At 71.7% G+C, this 14,773-nt stretch carries 11 protein-coding genes; 3 read left to right on the forward strand and 8 right to left on the reverse strand.

What is annotated here, in order from left to right:
• Window positions 1–178 precede the first annotated feature (178 nt).
• A complete protein-coding gene (locus tag BMZ92_RS14095; protein ID WP_245783050.1) occupies window positions 179–1,819 on the forward strand; it encodes a long-chain fatty acid--CoA ligase in 1,641 nt (546 codons plus the stop codon).
• Window positions 1,820–1,831: 12 nt separating this feature from the next.
• Here BMZ92_RS14095 and BMZ92_RS14100 read toward each other — a convergent pair whose 3' ends face one another.
• A complete protein-coding gene (locus tag BMZ92_RS14100) occupies window positions 1,832–3,580 on the reverse strand; it encodes a helix-turn-helix domain-containing protein (protein WP_245783051.1) in 1,749 nt (582 codons plus the stop codon).
• Between the two features lie 137 nt (window positions 3,581–3,717).
• Here BMZ92_RS14100 and BMZ92_RS14105 point away from each other — a divergent pair, with 137 nt between their 5' ends.
• Together BMZ92_RS14105 and BMZ92_RS14110 are read left to right on the forward strand one after the other, a co-directional pair.
• A complete protein-coding gene (locus BMZ92_RS14105; protein ID WP_091507222.1) occupies window positions 3,718–5,121 on the forward strand; it encodes an MFS transporter in 1,404 nt (467 codons plus the stop codon).
• A gap of 11 nt (window positions 5,122–5,132) precedes the next feature.
• Window positions 5,133–6,758, forward strand: a complete 1,626-nt coding sequence (locus BMZ92_RS14110; protein WP_091507750.1) for a tannase/feruloyl esterase family alpha/beta hydrolase — start codon at window positions 5,133–5,135, stop codon at window positions 6,756–6,758.
• Between the two features lie 11 nt (window positions 6,759–6,769).
• Here the strand turns inward: BMZ92_RS14110 and BMZ92_RS14115 are convergent, their stop codons facing one another.
• The 7 genes from BMZ92_RS14115 to BMZ92_RS14145 all read right to left on the reverse strand — a co-directional run bounded on the left by BMZ92_RS14115 (window position 6,770) and on the right by BMZ92_RS14145 (window position 14,769).
• A complete protein-coding gene (locus BMZ92_RS14115; RefSeq protein ID WP_091507224.1) occupies window positions 6,770–8,227 on the reverse strand; it encodes an FAD-dependent oxidoreductase in 1,458 nt (485 codons plus the stop codon).
• A 207-nt stretch (window positions 8,228–8,434) separates the two neighbouring features.
• Entirely contained in the window at window positions 8,435–9,295 is an 861-nt protein-coding gene (locus BMZ92_RS14120; protein WP_091507226.1) for an SDR family oxidoreductase, read from the reverse strand.
• 139 nt (window positions 9,296–9,434) lie between these two features.
• Complete coding sequence (locus BMZ92_RS14125) at window positions 9,435–10,214, reverse strand: IclR family transcriptional regulator (RefSeq protein WP_091507228.1); 780 nt, start codon at window positions 10,212–10,214, stop codon at window positions 9,435–9,437.
• 50 nt (window positions 10,215–10,264) lie between these two features.
• Window positions 10,265–11,209: a DUF6282 family protein gene (locus BMZ92_RS14130; protein WP_091507230.1), complete on the reverse strand. Its 945-nt coding sequence runs from the start codon at window positions 11,207–11,209 to the stop codon at window positions 10,265–10,267.
• A 22-nt stretch (window positions 11,210–11,231) separates the two neighbouring features.
• On the reverse strand, window positions 11,232–12,224 hold the full coding sequence (locus BMZ92_RS14135; protein WP_091507232.1) for a cyclase family protein: 993 nt from the start codon (window positions 12,222–12,224) through the stop codon (window positions 11,232–11,234).
• Window positions 12,196–13,392: an MFS transporter gene (locus BMZ92_RS14140; RefSeq protein WP_091507234.1), complete on the reverse strand. Its 1,197-nt coding sequence runs from the start codon at window positions 13,390–13,392 to the stop codon at window positions 12,196–12,198. Before BMZ92_RS14140 ends, BMZ92_RS14135 begins: the two co-directional genes overlap by 29 nt.
• Window positions 13,393–13,413: 21 nt before the next feature.
• Window positions 13,414–14,769, reverse strand: coding sequence for an MFS transporter (locus tag BMZ92_RS14145; protein ID WP_091507236.1), 1,356 nt, complete (start codon window positions 14,767–14,769; stop codon window positions 13,414–13,416).
• Between the last annotated feature and the right edge of the window lie 4 nt (window positions 14,770–14,773).

The following is a 14,773-nucleotide window of genomic DNA, read 5'->3' on the forward strand; positions in this document are numbered from 1 at the left end:
TTCCCCGGCGGCGGTGCGACCAGGACCTGCCGGAACCCCCCAGCGTGGGCCACGTCACGGGACGGCAGTGTGAGGAACCGCCGCCGGAACCGCTGGACGAGTGGGAGGTTCGCACCTCTCCTCGCGCCCGGGAGCACGCCTAGTGTCGATCCGTGTCACCGAGGGAAAGCGAGGACCCATGCCTGTGACCAGGGACAACGACGTCATGGACGGGTTGATGCAGCCGCGGCCGCTCACCATCGCCCACATCCTGGAGCGGGCCGAGCGGCTCTACGCGCACAAGCACGTCACCACGGCGGGCGGCGAGCGGCTCACCTACGCCGAGGTCGCCGAGCACGTCCGCCGCCTCGCCACCGCGCTGGACTCCCTCGGCGTCCCGCGCGGCGCCCGTGTCGGCACCTTCGCCGCGAACACCCGCCGCCACCTGGAGCTCTACCTCGCGCTGCCCGTGACGAAGCGGGTGCTGCACTCCATCAACATCCGCCTGTCCGCCGAGCACCTCGAATACATCGTCAACCACGCCGAGGACGACGTGGTGTGCGTGGACCGGGGGCTGCTCCCCCGGATCTGGCCGAGCGCGGAGCGGATGCCCGGGGTGCGGTACTGGGTCGTGCTGCCGGACGGCACCGACACACCCGTCCCCGACGACCCGCGCATCCTGGACTACGACGAGCTGATCTCCGGCAGCGAGCCCTTCACGGGTTCGTTCGAGGACGCTTTCACGCTCGCCGACGAGAACCTCGCCGCCGGGCTCTGCTACACCTCCGGCACGACCGGCTCCCCCAAGGGCGTCCTCTACAGCCACCGTTCGACGGTCCTGCACTGCCTCGGCACCCTCGCCGCCGGCTTCATCGGCCTCTGCGAAAGCGACGTCGTGATGCCGATCGTGCCCATGTTCCACGCCAACGCCTGGGGCCTGCCCTACGGCGCGATGATGACGGGCGCCGCCCTGGTCCTCCCCGGCCCGTCGGCGGAGCCCGCGCACCTGCTGGGCCTGATGGAGGCCGAGCGCGTCACCGTCGCGGGTGCGGTACCGACCGTGTGGACGAGCCTGGCGCCGCACCTGCGGGCACACGACTTGAGCGCCACGCGGTTCCTGCTCGGCGGCGGTTCCGCCGTTCCCACGGCGCTGTCCGAGACCTACCGCGCCGCGATCGGCGTGCCCATCACGCATTCCTGGGGGATGACGGAGGTCAGTCCCGTCGGGGTCATCGGCGGCACGCGCACCCAGCACCGCGACGCGACGGAGGAGGAGCGGGTGGCGGTGCGGTCCGCGCAGGGCCAGCCCCTGCCGCTCGTCAACATCCGCATCGTCGACGTCGAGACGGGCGCCGAGCTGCCGCGCGACGGGAAGGCGGTCGGCGAGCTGCAGGTGGCGGGCCCGTGGGTGGCGGGCGGCTACTTCCGGGTGGACACCCCGGAAAGCTTCACCGAGGACGGCTGGCTGCGCACGGGCGACCTGGCCACCATCGACGCCGACGGGTACCTGCGGCTGGTGGACCGGATGAAGGACCTGATCAAGTCCGGCGGCGAGTGGATCTCCTCGGTCGAACTCGAGGCCGCCATCTCGTCGCACCCCGACGTCGTCGAGGTCGCCGTGATCGCCCGCCCCGACCCGCGGTGGATGGAGCGCCCCGTCGCCTACGTCGTGCTCCGCGACGGGAGCACCGCCACGGCCGGCGAACTGCGGGCGCACATCGAGCCGATGGTCGCGAAGTGGTGGCTGCCGGACGACTTCGTGTTCATGGCCAAGCTGCCCAAGACCGGGACCGGCAAGCTGTCGAAGGCCAGCCTGCGGGACGCGCAACGCATCGCTTGAGCGACAGTCCACTCAGGACTGTGTGCTAGTCCTGAGCTGGTGGAGCCGGAGCCCCAGCCGCAGCTCCAGGTCGTTGCCCTGGCGCCAGTCGGGACCGAGCACCGCGCCGACGCGGTCCAGCCGCTTCAGCAGCGTGTTGACGTGGACGTGCAGGGCGCGGGCGGTCGCCGCGACGTTGGTCTGGTTGGCGTAGTAGGCGCTCAGCGTGTCGACGAGGTTGGTGCCCCGGCGCCGGTCGTAGTCGAGGAGCGCACCGATCGTGTCGGTGAGGAAACGGTCGAGCTCCCCCACCCGGTCGGGGTCGAAAACCATGGCGTACAAGGCATAGCGTCCGGTGGCAGCACCGACGTCGGTGTGCCCGACCGCCCGCATCACCGCCGCGCAGCGACTGGCCAGCGAGAACGCGCGCGCCCAGTCGTGGCCGGACGTCCGCTGCCCGGCGACGACGACGGGCGCGCCCAGTGTGCGGCGGAGCCGTTGGTGCACCTCCCCGGCGGTCCGGTCGGCGTCGTCGCCGGGGAGGATCATCGTGGCCCTGCCGAGGTGTTCGCCGGCCAGCCCCGCGCGGTCGCGGGCGATGTCGTGCAGGTGGCGCGCGAGGTCGGTCGACGGCACCGCCGGGCAGTCGGCGACCAGGACGAGGTCCAGCCGGTCGACGTCGATGTTGCGCGCCCTCGCGCGGGCGCGCTGAGCCGGGCTGATCCCGGGGCTGCCGAGCATGAGCTCGGTCAGGAGCTCCCCGCTCAGCCGCTCACTGGCCTCGGCCACCGCCTGTTCCTTGAGGATGAGCAACCCGAGGATGTGCGTGGCGCGTTCGACCGTGCGCAGGTCCATGCCGTCCGGGGCGTCACCCGTCGCCTTGCGGCACCACACCAGCGCGCCGAGGTAACTGTCGCCGGCCTGGATCGAAGCCACACTGCGGGCGATGCCCGCGCCGTCGACCGCGGTGGTGCAGCGGCCCGTGCGCCGCGCGTCGCGCACCAGATCGGTCAGGTCGGCTCCCGTTGGGGTGCAAGGGTTCGACACGGAATTCCGGCGGGCGACGGCGGCACCGGCGCGGTCCAGGAGCGTGACGTCACCGCCGAGCTGGTCAGCGAGGAGCTGCGCGACGTCGCCCGGTGACCCGCCCTCCAGCACCACGCCGGTCAGCGCTTCGTGCAGCGCCTGCGCCCGCTCCATGACGGCCATGTGGTCCTCGATCCGCCGGTACGCGATCTGCAGGTCCCGCAAGGCTTTCCGGCTTTCCTCGTAGAGCCGGGCGTTGTCGAGCGCGACCGCGGCGTGGTCGGCGAACGCGGTCAGCAACGCGATCTCGTCCGCGCGGAACGAACGCTCGGAGCGGTCCGCGGCGAACAAGGCGCCCACCGCCTCGCCCCGGATGACCAGCGGCACGCCGAGCAACGCGACGAGCCCCTCGGTGGTGACCAGGCGGTCGAAGTCCGGGTCGTGGTCGATGATCGTCGCGGCCGCGTAGTCCCGCACCCAGTGCGGGCTCCGCGAGGCCAGCACCTTGCCGCCCAGCCCCACCCCCGCCGGGATGCACGCGGCGAGGAAGGACGCGGAGATCGTGCCTTCCGAGGCCCTGGCCGACAGCCTGCCGTCCTCGCCGACCAGCGACAGGTAGGTGAAGTCCGTGCCGATCAGCTCGTGGGCGTGGTGCACGATCGACTGCAGGACCTCGTCGAGCTCGCCCAGCGCGGTGAGCGACTTGGCCGTCGCGTACAACGACGCCAGTTCACGCTGCCGCCGGTCGTCGGCCACGATGCCTCCTTCTGGAGGTGGGCGAAAAGCCCACCGGAACGCCGGGAGTTGTGGATGGTCCACACCTCAACCGCAGCCTAGCGGCGCCATACCATGACCGCCATCACTTGCCTGCGCTACCAACGAAGGCGGCACCCATGGCATCCCCACGCACGCAACCCGAAGGCCAGTCAGGCCAGGCCGAAACCGGTCCTCCGCCGGTCCGGCGCCGGGCCTCCCGCAAACTGCTCGCGGCAGGACTGGTCGGCAGTTCGATCGAGTGGTACGACTTCTTCCTCTACGGCACCGCGGCCGCGCTGGTGTTCCCCAAGGTCTTCTTCCCGCACTCCTCCGCACTGACCGGCACGCTCCTCGCCTTCAGCACGTTCTGGGCGGGGTTCGTGGCGCGCCCGGTCGGCGGCGTGCTCGCCGGGCACCTCGGCGACAAGTACGGCCGGAAACCCGTCGTGGTCGCCTGCCTGGCGCTGATGGGGGCGGCGACCTTCCTGATCGGCTGCCTGCCCAGCGCGGCGGCGGTCGGCGCGCTCGCCCCGTCGCTGCTGGTCACGCTCCGCTTCGTGCAGGGCCTCGCGGCAGGCGGCCAGTGGGGCGGCATCGTGCTCCTGCTGACGGAGTCCGCGAGCCCGAAACAGCGGGGCTTCGCCGGCACGTTCGGGCAGACCAGCGTGCCCGTCGCCGTGATCATCTCGAACCTCGTGTTCGTCGCCGCCAGCGGTCTCATGCCGGACAGCGCGTTCCTCAGCTGGGGCTGGCGCATCCCGTTCCTGCTCAGCGTCGTGATGTTCGCGGTGGTGCTCTACATCCAGACCAAGGTGGAGGACACCCCCGAGTTCCGCGAGCTGCAGCGGGAGGTCGCCAAGCCCGACGCACCGGTGGTGCGGGCGCCGCTGGCGCAGGTCATCCGCCGCAAGGGCGGCACCATCCTCCTCGGCTGCGGGCTGCTCTCGGCGACCAACAGCCTTTTCTACGTCAGCATTTCCGGGCTGCTGAGCTACGGCACGGGCAAGCTCGGCCTGCAGCGCAACCCGTTGCTCGCGGTCGTGCTGGCCGCTTCCGTGGCGATGCTCGTGACGATCCCGTGGTCGGGGCACCTCTCGGACAAGCTGGGCCGCCGGCCGCTGATCCTGATCGGTGGCCTCGGGGTCGCCGCGTGGGCCTTCCCGTACTTCGGGCTCGTCAACACCAAGTCGCTGCCGCTGATCTTCGTCGCGGTGGCGGTGGGTTTCGTGTTCCAGTGCCTCACCTACGGCCCGATCGCGAGCTTCCTCGGCGAGCTGTTCGCCCCGAACGTCCGCTACTCGGGCGCGTCGCTGTCGTACCAGCTCTCGGCCATCATCGTCAGCGGTGGCACGCCGTTCCTGATGACGGCGCTCATCGCCGAGACCGGGAGCACGGTGGCGGTCGCCGCGTACATCATGGCGATGGGGCTGATCACCTTCGTCAGCGCGTGGTTCCTGCCCGAGACGAACCCCGCCGAGGTGCGCGCCGATCCGCTGGCCGTGCCCGGCACCCACCTCTACGACGGGAAGGGGCTGGCGTGAGCGGCACCAGGATGCGCCGCCTCGGCGTGGTGGCGGCCGTGGTCCTGTCGGCGGCCGCCGTCGTCCCCGGCGCGGACGCCACGACGGCTTCGGCGACACCGGTCTGCGGAGGTCTGGACCACCTACGGATCCCGGCGTCGGTGATGAGCCTGCCGACGACCGGCGGCCAGGTCGAAGCGGTTTCGGTCAAGACGAGCGTCGTCAGCGGCCAGACCGTCCAGTACTGCCAGGTCGACGCGGACCTCTTCCCCGTCGATCCGGCCGCGCCGCACATCAAGATGCGCGTCGCCCTGCCCTACGGGTGGAACCACAAGGCGCTGATGTTCGGCGGTGGCGGGTACAACGGCACCATCCCCGACCTGGCGTCGAACGTCCCGTTCGGGCCGGCGGACCAGCCCGCCCCGCTCGCCCGCCGCTACGCGACCTTCGCCAGCGACTCCGGGCACCAGCAGAACCCGGCGGTCCCGCCGTCTCTGGATGGTTCGTTCGGCGTGAACGACGAGGCGGTGCGCAACTTCTCCGCCGGGGACGCGCTCAAGAAGACGCGTGACGCGAGCCTGTTCCTCATCCGGCACGCCTACCACGCGACGCCCCACGAGATCTACTTCGCGGGCGGCTCGACCGGCGGCCGCGAAGCCCTCAACGTCGCGCAACGGTGGCCGGACGCCTTCGACGGCGTCATTTCCGGGTATCCCGCATGGAACAACCTCGCCGAGGTCCTCGATCTCGGCTACCTGACGCAGGTCCTGTCCCGGCCGGGCGCCTTCCCCGGTCCCGAAAAGCAGACCCTCCTCTACAACAAGGTGATCGACGCGTGTGACGGTCTCGACGGGCTCAAGGACCGGGTCGTCTCCAACCCCGACGCCTGCCGGTTCAACCCGCGCACGCTCCGGTGCCCGGGCGGCGCCGACACCGGACCGGGCTGCCTTTCGGACCCGCAGATCGACGCCGTGATCGCCATGTCTACGCCGTTCCGGTGGCCGTACCGGGTCGCCAGCGGCGAAACGCAGTACCCGGGCTTCCCGTTCCTGTCCGGGGCGGACATGAGGACCCCGTTCCTCGGCTTCGGCACGACCGCGCCGGCGAACCCGATGCCGGTGACGAGCGGCTACGGCATGCAGTACTGGGATCAGTGGGTCAAGTACTTCCTGACCAGGGACCCGCAGTACAACTCGCTTGACCTGGATCCCCGTAATCCCGGGAAGTGGCTCGGCCGGATCAGCTACCTGTCCACGATCCAGGACCGCAACAACGCCGACCTGCGCCCGTTCGCCCGCGCGGGCGGGAAACTGCTGCTGCTCCACGGCGCCGCGGACGAGCTGGTCTCCCCCTTCGCCACGAACGACTACTACGAGCGCGTGCGTGACGTGGTGGGCCCGGGGCAGACCCGCGGGTTCCTGCGGTACTACGTCGTGCCCGGGGCGAACCACGCCAACTTCGGCACCCCGGCGTTCGCGGCGGGCTGGGACTCGCTCACCGCACTGGAACGGTGGGTCGAAAAAGGACAGTCACCGGTGAACCCGGTGGTGACCGACCTGGCCCACAACCGCACCCGTCCGCTGTGCGAGTTCCCGGCCTGGCCGCGCTACCGCGGCGGAAACCCGGACAGCGCCGCGAGTTTCACCTGCGCCCGCTGAAGAACCGGAGATCAGGAGCCGACCTGCGCGGGCTCACGCTCGTGCAGGAAGGCGCCCTGTTCGCGGAGTTCCTGGCGGATCTCGCCGACGTCGAGCGCCCGGGGCGCGACCCCCGACCGCGCGGCGAGACCCGCCGCGGTGCCCGCCGCGTGCCCGGTCATCCAGCACTGCGGGATCTCCCGCATGAACGCCTGGGTGGTGGCGTCGCTGGCGACCACACCGTCGAGGCGTTCCGGCACGAGCGCGCGGTAGGGCACGGAGATCGTCGGGAACTTCTGCGAAGGCGACGGTGACACGCCGATCTCGTCGGGGTGCCGCACCCCCGCCCGCCATTCCTCGGCGGTCATGGGGTGCAGCCCGGCGAGGCGGCGGGTCATCCGCACGCCGATCTGCGGTGCGGCGAGCATGATCCAGGCGTTCTCGAACCCGGGTGCCTCCCGGCGGAAGAAGTCCAGGTGCGCCACCATGCGGCGGCGCGATTCCAGCTCGACCGTGCTGAGGTCCTCGACGTCGAGCCCGCTGTAGCCGGACATGCGCGGGCCCATGAACACCACGACGTCGTCACGCCAGCCGACGTGCGGGGTGTCGAGGTAGCCGAGCAGCTCGCGGCCGCGGTTCATCAGGTCCTGGTGCGCGGAGGGGTTGTCGCGCTTGAACTCCAGCCACCGCTGGAAGTCCACCCCGGTCCAGGTGAAGGCGGTGTTGATGCAGTGCTGGACGTTGCCGCCCGTGCCGTCCTTCCGCGCGTCGGTGACGAAGGCGCCGCCGGCCTGGGCGACCACGTCGAGGTCGCCGGTCGCGTCCACGACGACCTTGGCGAGGATCGCGCGGCGGCCCTGCTTGCTCTCGAAGATCATGCCCCGGACGGCGCCGTCCTCGGTGATCGCGGCGACGGCCCAGGAGTGCAGCAGCACCCGCACCCCCTCGCCGACGAGCAGCTCGTGGGACACGATCTTGAGCCACTCGGGGTCGATCATCGGCGAGCGGCAGACGGTGTCGCGGAACGCGGAGAGCCGCTCGCGCCAGTGCGCGACGTGGCCGGGGTCGGTGGAGCCCCACAGCTCCGGCCCGGGCCCGGCGACGGCTCCCTCGGGCAGCCGGTCGAGCAGCTCGGCGCCGATGCCCGCGATGACGGGGGTGCCGCTCCAGTCGGTCATCCGGTCGATCCAGATGACCAGCCCGCCCGCGGAGAGGCCGCCGAGGTCGCCGTACCGCTCGACGAGGGTCACCCGCTGCCCGAGCCGCGCGGCCGCCACCGCCGCCGCCGTACCGGCCGGTCCCCCGCCGACGACGAGGACGTCGGTCTCCTCGTGCACCGGGATCTCCCGCGCGGGCTCGGTGATCGTGGCGACGGAGGGCGCGGCCGGGGCCGGCGAATGCGGCCGGTCCGCCAGGCCGCCGTCGGTGAACAGGGGCCTGGTGGTGGAGAAGTAGCTCTCGGCGTCGCGTTCGCGCTGCGGCTGGTCCATTCCCCCTTCGTAACCAGCGGCGGGCAGCGGGGTCAACGGAATGTTTGCCGTGCGGAAGTATTTTTTTTCAGGGCGCGGTGGACGCCGCCGACCAATCGCGGCTCCGGCGATGGTGGATGGGGCGGCGCCCCAGGCCGCGAAGTCCGCGGCGCTCGCCGCCCGCCCCGGCGGCCCAGCCCGGGCTGCCGGGGACGGCGCCCCACCCCCTCAGGCCGCGAAGTCCGTGGCGCCCGCGGTCTCCGCGGTGGCGTCCAGGTTCTCCCGCAGGGCTTCGACCTTCGCGGTGGCGTAGGCGTGGGCGTCCGAGCCGAGCAGCTGGCGCAGCGGGCCGCCGCCACCACCGACGACGCGCCCGATGATCGCCTCCGCGCCCTTCACCGGGTCGCCCAGCTGGGTGCCCTGCAGCTTCAGGTGGTTCTCCGTCATCTCCCGCAGGGCCGGGTACGCGTCCGTCGTCTCGGTGGGCAGCGCGAGGGAGTCCCTGGTGAGGAAGTCCGTGCGGAAGTAGCCGGGCTCCACGAGGGTCACGCCCACCCCGAAGCCGCCGACCTCCCCGGCGAGCGCCTCGGTGAGGCCCTCCAGCGCGAACTTGCCCGCGCAGTACAGCCCCCACCCGGGCATGGCCGTCAACCCGAGCACCGAGGACACGTTCACGACGTGCCCGCCGCGCTGCCGCCGCAGGATCGGCAGCGTCGCGCGCAGCACGTTCCACACGCCCACGACCTGCACGTCGAGCATGTCACGGACATCGCGGGCAGTCGTCTCCTCCACCGCCGCGAGGAAGCCGTAGCCCGCGTTGTTCACCACCACGTCGAGACCGCCGAAGCGCTCGGTGGTGCGCTGGACGGCCTGCCGCACCTCCTCCTCGTCACGCAGGTCCACCCGAAGCGGCAGCAGCCGCCCGGTGTCCACCCCGTCGCCGAGGGCCGACACCAGCCGCTCGGTGGACCGGGTCGTCGCGGCGACCTGGTCACCCCGCCGCAGCAGCTGCCGCACCAGCTCCAGGCCGAGGCCACGGGAGGTGCCCGTCACGAACCAGGTCGCGGGTCGATCCGCCGGAAAGCTCATGGTCGTCCTTCGCTCACGATTTCGCTGACACGCCACCGGGTTCTCCGCGGTGACGTGCTTCCAGCTTGATCGACCACGACTCGCCGCGGGGCCGCATCTCGCGCCCTCCGCTGCCTAGGACTCGCAGGTCCAGGCGGGCTCAGTCCGGTTCGGTGAGCGCCGCGCGGCGGGTGTCCCCGCCACCCAGTTCCTCGGTGATCGCCCTGGCGGCGCGCAGCAGCGCCTCCTCGGTGTCCACCGCCTGCTCCGGCAGGGACGACGTGGTGCCCACCAGGGCCACCGTGGCGGCCACGTCGTGCTCGTCGAAGACGGCCGCCGCCAGCACCACCCCGTCGATCGCGGGCACCGCGATCCGGCTCAGCCCGCGGGCCCGGCACGCCTCCAGCTGGCCTTCGAGCTTCGCCCGCGCCTCGGCCGGGATCCCGCCGAGGTACCGCTTGACCCGCTCCTCGTCCCTGAACAACGCCATGAACAGCCGCGTCTGCGCCGAGTCGGGGCCGAGCGTCGACCCGATCCGCACGGTGATCAGGATCGGGTGCGTGCCGGCCTCGGACACCAGCGACACCACCGGACCGGACGCACCCCACAGCGACAGCACCACCGACAGGCCGGTCTCGACCGACAGCGCGTCCATGTGCCGCGGGGCGACGTCCAGCACCCGGCGCTGCCCCTGCGCGACGGCGCCGAGCTGCAGCAGCAGCCTGCCCGGCATGTACGCCGTCGCGTCCCCGGGCGCGCGCTCGAGGATCTCGTCCAGCACCATCGAGCTGAAGTAGCGGTGCAGCGTGGTCCGGTTGAGGCCGATGCTGGCGGCCGCCTCCGCGACCGTGACCTGGGGCTTGTTGAGCGTGAACAACCGCAGGATCTCGGCGAGGCGGTGCACCGCCTGGATGTCCCCGGTGCCGCCCCCGCTCGTCACAAGCCCACTCCCTCACGTCGGTCCACGCGAGTCGGACTATACCGAGCGGGTCAGCGCTCCAGCAGCTGACCGGCGTTGCCCCCCGTCATCGCCTTGATGTCGTCGTGCCCGACGCCCTCGTCCAGCAGCGCGCGCACCATCCGCCGGTAGGCGGTGACCGGCAGCGGGTTGCCGCGCTGCCCCAGGTCGGAGGAGAAGATCGTGTGCGCGGGGCCGGCCTCCCGGTAGAACTCCGCGATCCTCGCGAAGGGCCGTTCCTGCGGCTCCCGCCCGGTCAGCATCGCCAGGCAGTGCTCGACGAAGGCGCCCTGACGGCACCACTTCCCGATCCGCTCCGGCTCGGCGCCGAGCACGAAATCGGGGTGGCTGATCACGATCCGGCTCACGCCCGCTTCGAGCGCGGCCGGGATGAGCACGTCGATCTCGGCGGCGGGCAGGTGCCCGCAGTTGAGGATCGCGGACTCGGCGGCGATCACGTCGAGGATGTCGCGCGCGGCGGCGTTGAGCCCACCTTCCTCGTCGACGACCGTGATCGGTTCGTTCTCCCGCAGCGGGACCCCGGCGACCGGGAACCCGCTGTGGTTGTGCGCGTGGAACTCCAGGTGCGCCCGCGACGCGATGGTCGGGAACCACACCACGCGCCCGCCCATCCGCAGTGCCAGTTCGACGGCGTAGGGGTTGAGCCCGCCGACGGTGCGGTTGAGCGCGATCCCGCCGTACACCTTCACCGGCACGTCCGCCAGCCCGGCCTGCTCCAGCGCCAGGATGTCGGTGACCATGCTGTGGTGGTGCGATTTCGCCACCAGCGCGCGGAATCCGGCCGTCGCCGCGTCCCTCGCGGCGTCCAGGATGGACATCCGGCGCGGGAAGGGGCTGGGGCCGGGGTGGGTGTGCAGGTCCACGGCGCCGGTGAGCAGCTCGTCCACCTCCGGGTCGGGCCGCAGCCGGTCCGCGTCCAGCTGCGGGTCCAGGAGTTCGCTCACGGTCTGGGTCATCGGTTGTCCTCGTTTCGATCGGTCATTTGACGGCCAGTGCGTTGGGCGGGGAACCGACCCCGCCCACCAGGTTCAGGGGTTTGGCGGTGAGCAGGAACTCGTACGCGCCGTCGGCGGCGCAGTCCTCCGCCAGCTCGTCGAGCTTCCACAGCTCGCCGATGACCATGCCGAGCAGCGCGATGAGCGGGCGGTGCATCATGCCGTTGTGCGAGGGCCCGCGGGGCGGCGGCGGTTCGTCCGGGTCCACCCAGCCCGAGCCGGGGTCCACCGGGAAGGCCTCCAGCCCGCCGTTGTCCGCGGCGGCCAGCGAGATCCGGTGGTCCCACAGCCAGGCGAGCATCTCCTCGGACTGGTGCAGGCCGGGGCTGCCGGAGCGCGCGGCCCGCCGTTCCGGCGTGCTCGCGAGCCAGTGCTCGGCGAAACCGGTGCGCAGCAACAGGATGTCACCGGGCCGCACAGCCACGCCGAAGTGCTCCGCCATCGAGTCCAGTTCGGACGGTGTGATGCCACGCGGGGCGTCGGGCGCCAGCGGTTCGCCGAGGTGGTCGAAGTACCGCACGGCGTCGAGCAGGATGCCGCGGCCCACGAGGCCCTTCTCCGCGAGCAGCTGGATGCCCAGCGCGGGCGTGCCCACGTCGATCTCGCTGTCCGCGACGCCGCCGTAGAAGCCGTGGCGCGGGTGGCGGATGTGCCGCAGACCGTCCACTTGGGACGTTGACTGCAGGTAGAACGAATCCAGCCAGTCGTCGCGGTGGTTGGGGTTGTTGGAGAAGATGTGGTGCTCGGTGGGCGGGCGCGTGCCCGCGAGGCTGGGCACGAAGGTGTTCAGCGGGTAGTCGAGGTTGAACACCCGGCCGCGTTTGACCAAGGCCGCCGCGGCGCGTGCCGTCTCGGGCGTGAGGAAGTTGAGCGTGCCGAGCTGGTCGTCCCGCCCGAACACGTGCCAGGACGAGCCGGGTGGCGCGTCGGTGCGGGCGCGGAGCTGCTCATACCGGGGAGCGTTCTCGGGTTTCATCGGCCCTCCTGGTGCGGGCCCCGCGTGCCCACGGCAGCAGCAGCGGGACGGCGACGGCGTTGAGCACGAACAGCGCCAGGTACGCCAGCGGGTAGTCGTGCGAGACCGAGTACAGCTGCCCGAGCACCAGCGGCCCGGCGGCGGACCCCAGGCTGGTCCACGTCTGGAAGCGCGCGAACTTGCCCGCGAACTCGCCGATCCCGAACAGCTCCACGATCACCTGCGAGCGGATGAGGATCGTGTTGCCCAGGCTCTGCCCGATCAGCACGGCCCCGAGGAACAGCACCCAGCCCGCCGGCGCGAGCCCGACGAGGGCGACCCCGGCGGCCTGCGCGCAGAAGCTGGTCATCGTCCAGCGGTGCAGGCCCAGCCGCCGGATCCCGGCGCTGCCGAGCCAGCGCGAGGCCACCGCGGCCGCGGTGGCGACGGAAACCGCCAGCCGCGCGCCGGTGAAGTCCCGCGACATCCCGGTCGCCACGAGGTACGAGGTCGCGCCCAGCTGCGAGGCGCTGACCAGGCTGAACGCCAGCACCAGGGGCCAGTGGGCGGACAACCTGCCCGGCGGCGGGGCGGGCCTCGCGGTGGGCGGCTGCCATCCGGCCGTCGCCCACCCGTTGAGCACGAGCGCCCCGCAGGTGATCACGAGGAACCCCGCCGCGATCACCAGGAACGACGAGGCCACGACCGCCTGCGTGGTCAGCAGCAGGGCCAGCACCGGGGACACCAGGATGCCGCCCGCGGAGGAGCCGGACGTCGCCAGCGCCATCCCCGCCGAAGGCCTGCCCTCGAAGACCCGCACCAGCACGGTGGTGCCCACCACGACGAGGCCGCCGTTGAAGATCGCGCCCAGCACCGCGAACGCGCCGATCACGACCGGGCCGCTGGGGGACAGCCCCATCGCCGCGATGGCCGCGGCCCCGCCCAGGACCGCACAGCACAGGACCAGGTTCGGCCGGTGCCGCCCGTAGCGGCTGAACACCGGCCCCGTCACCGCGCCCACCAGGAAGAACGCGGTGCTCGCGAGGGACAGCTGCGCCGCGCCCACCAGCCCCGAGCGCAGGAACGCCGCCAGGTAGATCGGGATGCCGTACACCGCCACCCCGCTGCCCGCGGTCTGCAGGACGAAGACGGCGATCGCCACGGGCGTGGTGTTCCGGTCGGAGCGCATACCTGGCCTTCACGGGAGACGTCACGACTGCGCCACGGCCTTCTCGCCCACCGTGTTCAGGTCGACCCCGCGGGTCTCCGGGCCGGACCGGACGGCCAGCAGGATGAGCAGGCCGCCGAAGGCCGACAGGATGCCCGCGGTGTAGGCGAAGGGCACGAGTTTCGACAGCCAGAGCTGGTAGTAGGAGAAGAACGCCGGGATGATGACGGCGGTGCTGTAGGCGACGCCCCAGCCCGAGGACCGGACGGCGGTGGCGAAGCGTTCGTTGATGTAGGCGGGCAGCACGCCCAGCGAGCCGACGATGAACACGTTGGTCAGCGAGGCCAGCACGGTCAGCTGGAGCCAGCCGTGCACGTGCCCGCCGCCCATCAGCGTGAGCGTGACCGGGGTGAGCACGACCGTCGTCGTGGCCGCGATGTAGAGCGCGCGCTTGCGGCCGATGCGGTCGCTCAGCCAGCCGTAGAACAGGTAGGTCGCCATACCGGGCCAGGCGTTGATCAGCTGCGTGTGCGCGAGGTCGGAGGCGGTGAACCCCTTGTTGGACAACAACAGTTGCGGCATGACGCTGCCGAGCATGTTCACCGCGAAGAAGACGCCGGTCATGATGACGTAGGACTGGACGAACGCGCGGCCGGAGGCGCCGCGGAGCATGTCCCGCAGCGGGGACTTCGTCGTCGCCGTCTCCTTCCACACGTCGGAGTCCTCGACCCGCCGCCGCAGGAACCACGCGACCAGCCAGGACAGGACGGCGCCGATGAGGAACGGGATGCGCCAGCCCCACTGCACGTAGGGCGAGTGCAGCCCGGCGTTCGGCGCGAACACCAGCACCAGCGTGGTGACCACGGCGACCACGAACGGGCCCCCGCTGGCCGAGCACTGGATGAGGGCGCCGGTGAACCCGCGGCGGCCCTTCGGCGCGTACTCCAGCGCCATCGGGGTCGCCGCGGTGTACTCGCCGCCGAGGAAGATGCCCTCGATGAACCGGAGCCCGATCAGCAGCGCGGTCGCCAGTCCCGCGCCGACCAGCTCGGCGCCCGGCAGCAGGGCGATGAGCAGGGAGATCGTGCCGAAGCCGTAGATGGTGATCGAGCCGACCTTCCGCCGGCCGATCCGGTCGGCGAAGTGGCCGAACAGCAGTGCCCCGACCGGCCGGCCGAGCAGGGTCGCGGCGAAGGTCATGCCGACGAACACCGACAGCTGGCTCGGGGACAGGTTGGCCTGGAAGTAGACCATCGCGGGCAGCAGCGAGGTCGAGGCCACGTAGATGGAGTAGGAGTCGATGGCGAAACCGGCCCAGGCGCTGGTGATGGCCCGTCGTCTGCGGGCCCGCAAGCCGGTGTCGGCGGTGGTGGCCGGGACGTCGGTGTTGGAGGACATGGCG

The organism is Amycolatopsis sacchari, from assembly GCF_900114035.1.
Classification (GTDB): domain Bacteria; phylum Actinomycetota; class Actinomycetes; order Mycobacteriales; family Pseudonocardiaceae; genus Amycolatopsis_E; species Amycolatopsis_E sacchari.

Bases quoted from the DNA above. Each gene is read 5' to 3' on its own strand.
- BMZ92_RS14095 (WP_245783050.1), top strand. From the start codon at position 179: ATGCCTGTGACCAGGGACAACGACGTCATGGACGGGTTGATGCAGCCG.
- BMZ92_RS14140 (WP_091507234.1), bottom strand. From the start codon at position 13,392: ATGCGCTCCGACCGGAACACCACGCCCGTGGCGATCGCCGTCTTCGTC.
- BMZ92_RS14105 (WP_091507222.1), top strand. From the start codon at position 3,718: ATGGCATCCCCACGCACGCAACCCGAAGGCCAGTCAGGCCAGGCCGAA.
- BMZ92_RS14130 (WP_091507230.1), bottom strand. From the start codon at position 11,209: ATGACCCAGACCGTGAGCGAACTCCTGGACCCGCAGCTGGACGCGGAC.
- BMZ92_RS14115 (WP_091507224.1), bottom strand. From the start codon at position 8,227: ATGGACCAGCCGCAGCGCGAACGCGACGCCGAGAGCTACTTCTCCACC.
- BMZ92_RS14120 (WP_091507226.1), bottom strand. From the start codon at position 9,295: ATGAGCTTTCCGGCGGATCGACCCGCGACCTGGTTCGTGACGGGCACC.
- BMZ92_RS14135 (WP_091507232.1), bottom strand. From the start codon at position 12,224: ATGAAACCCGAGAACGCTCCCCGGTATGAGCAGCTCCGCGCCCGCACC.
- BMZ92_RS14145 (WP_091507236.1), bottom strand. From the start codon at position 14,769: ATGTCCTCCAACACCGACGTCCCGGCCACCACCGCCGACACCGGCTTG.
- BMZ92_RS14110 (WP_091507750.1), top strand. From the start codon at position 5,133: ATGCGCCGCCTCGGCGTGGTGGCGGCCGTGGTCCTGTCGGCGGCCGCC.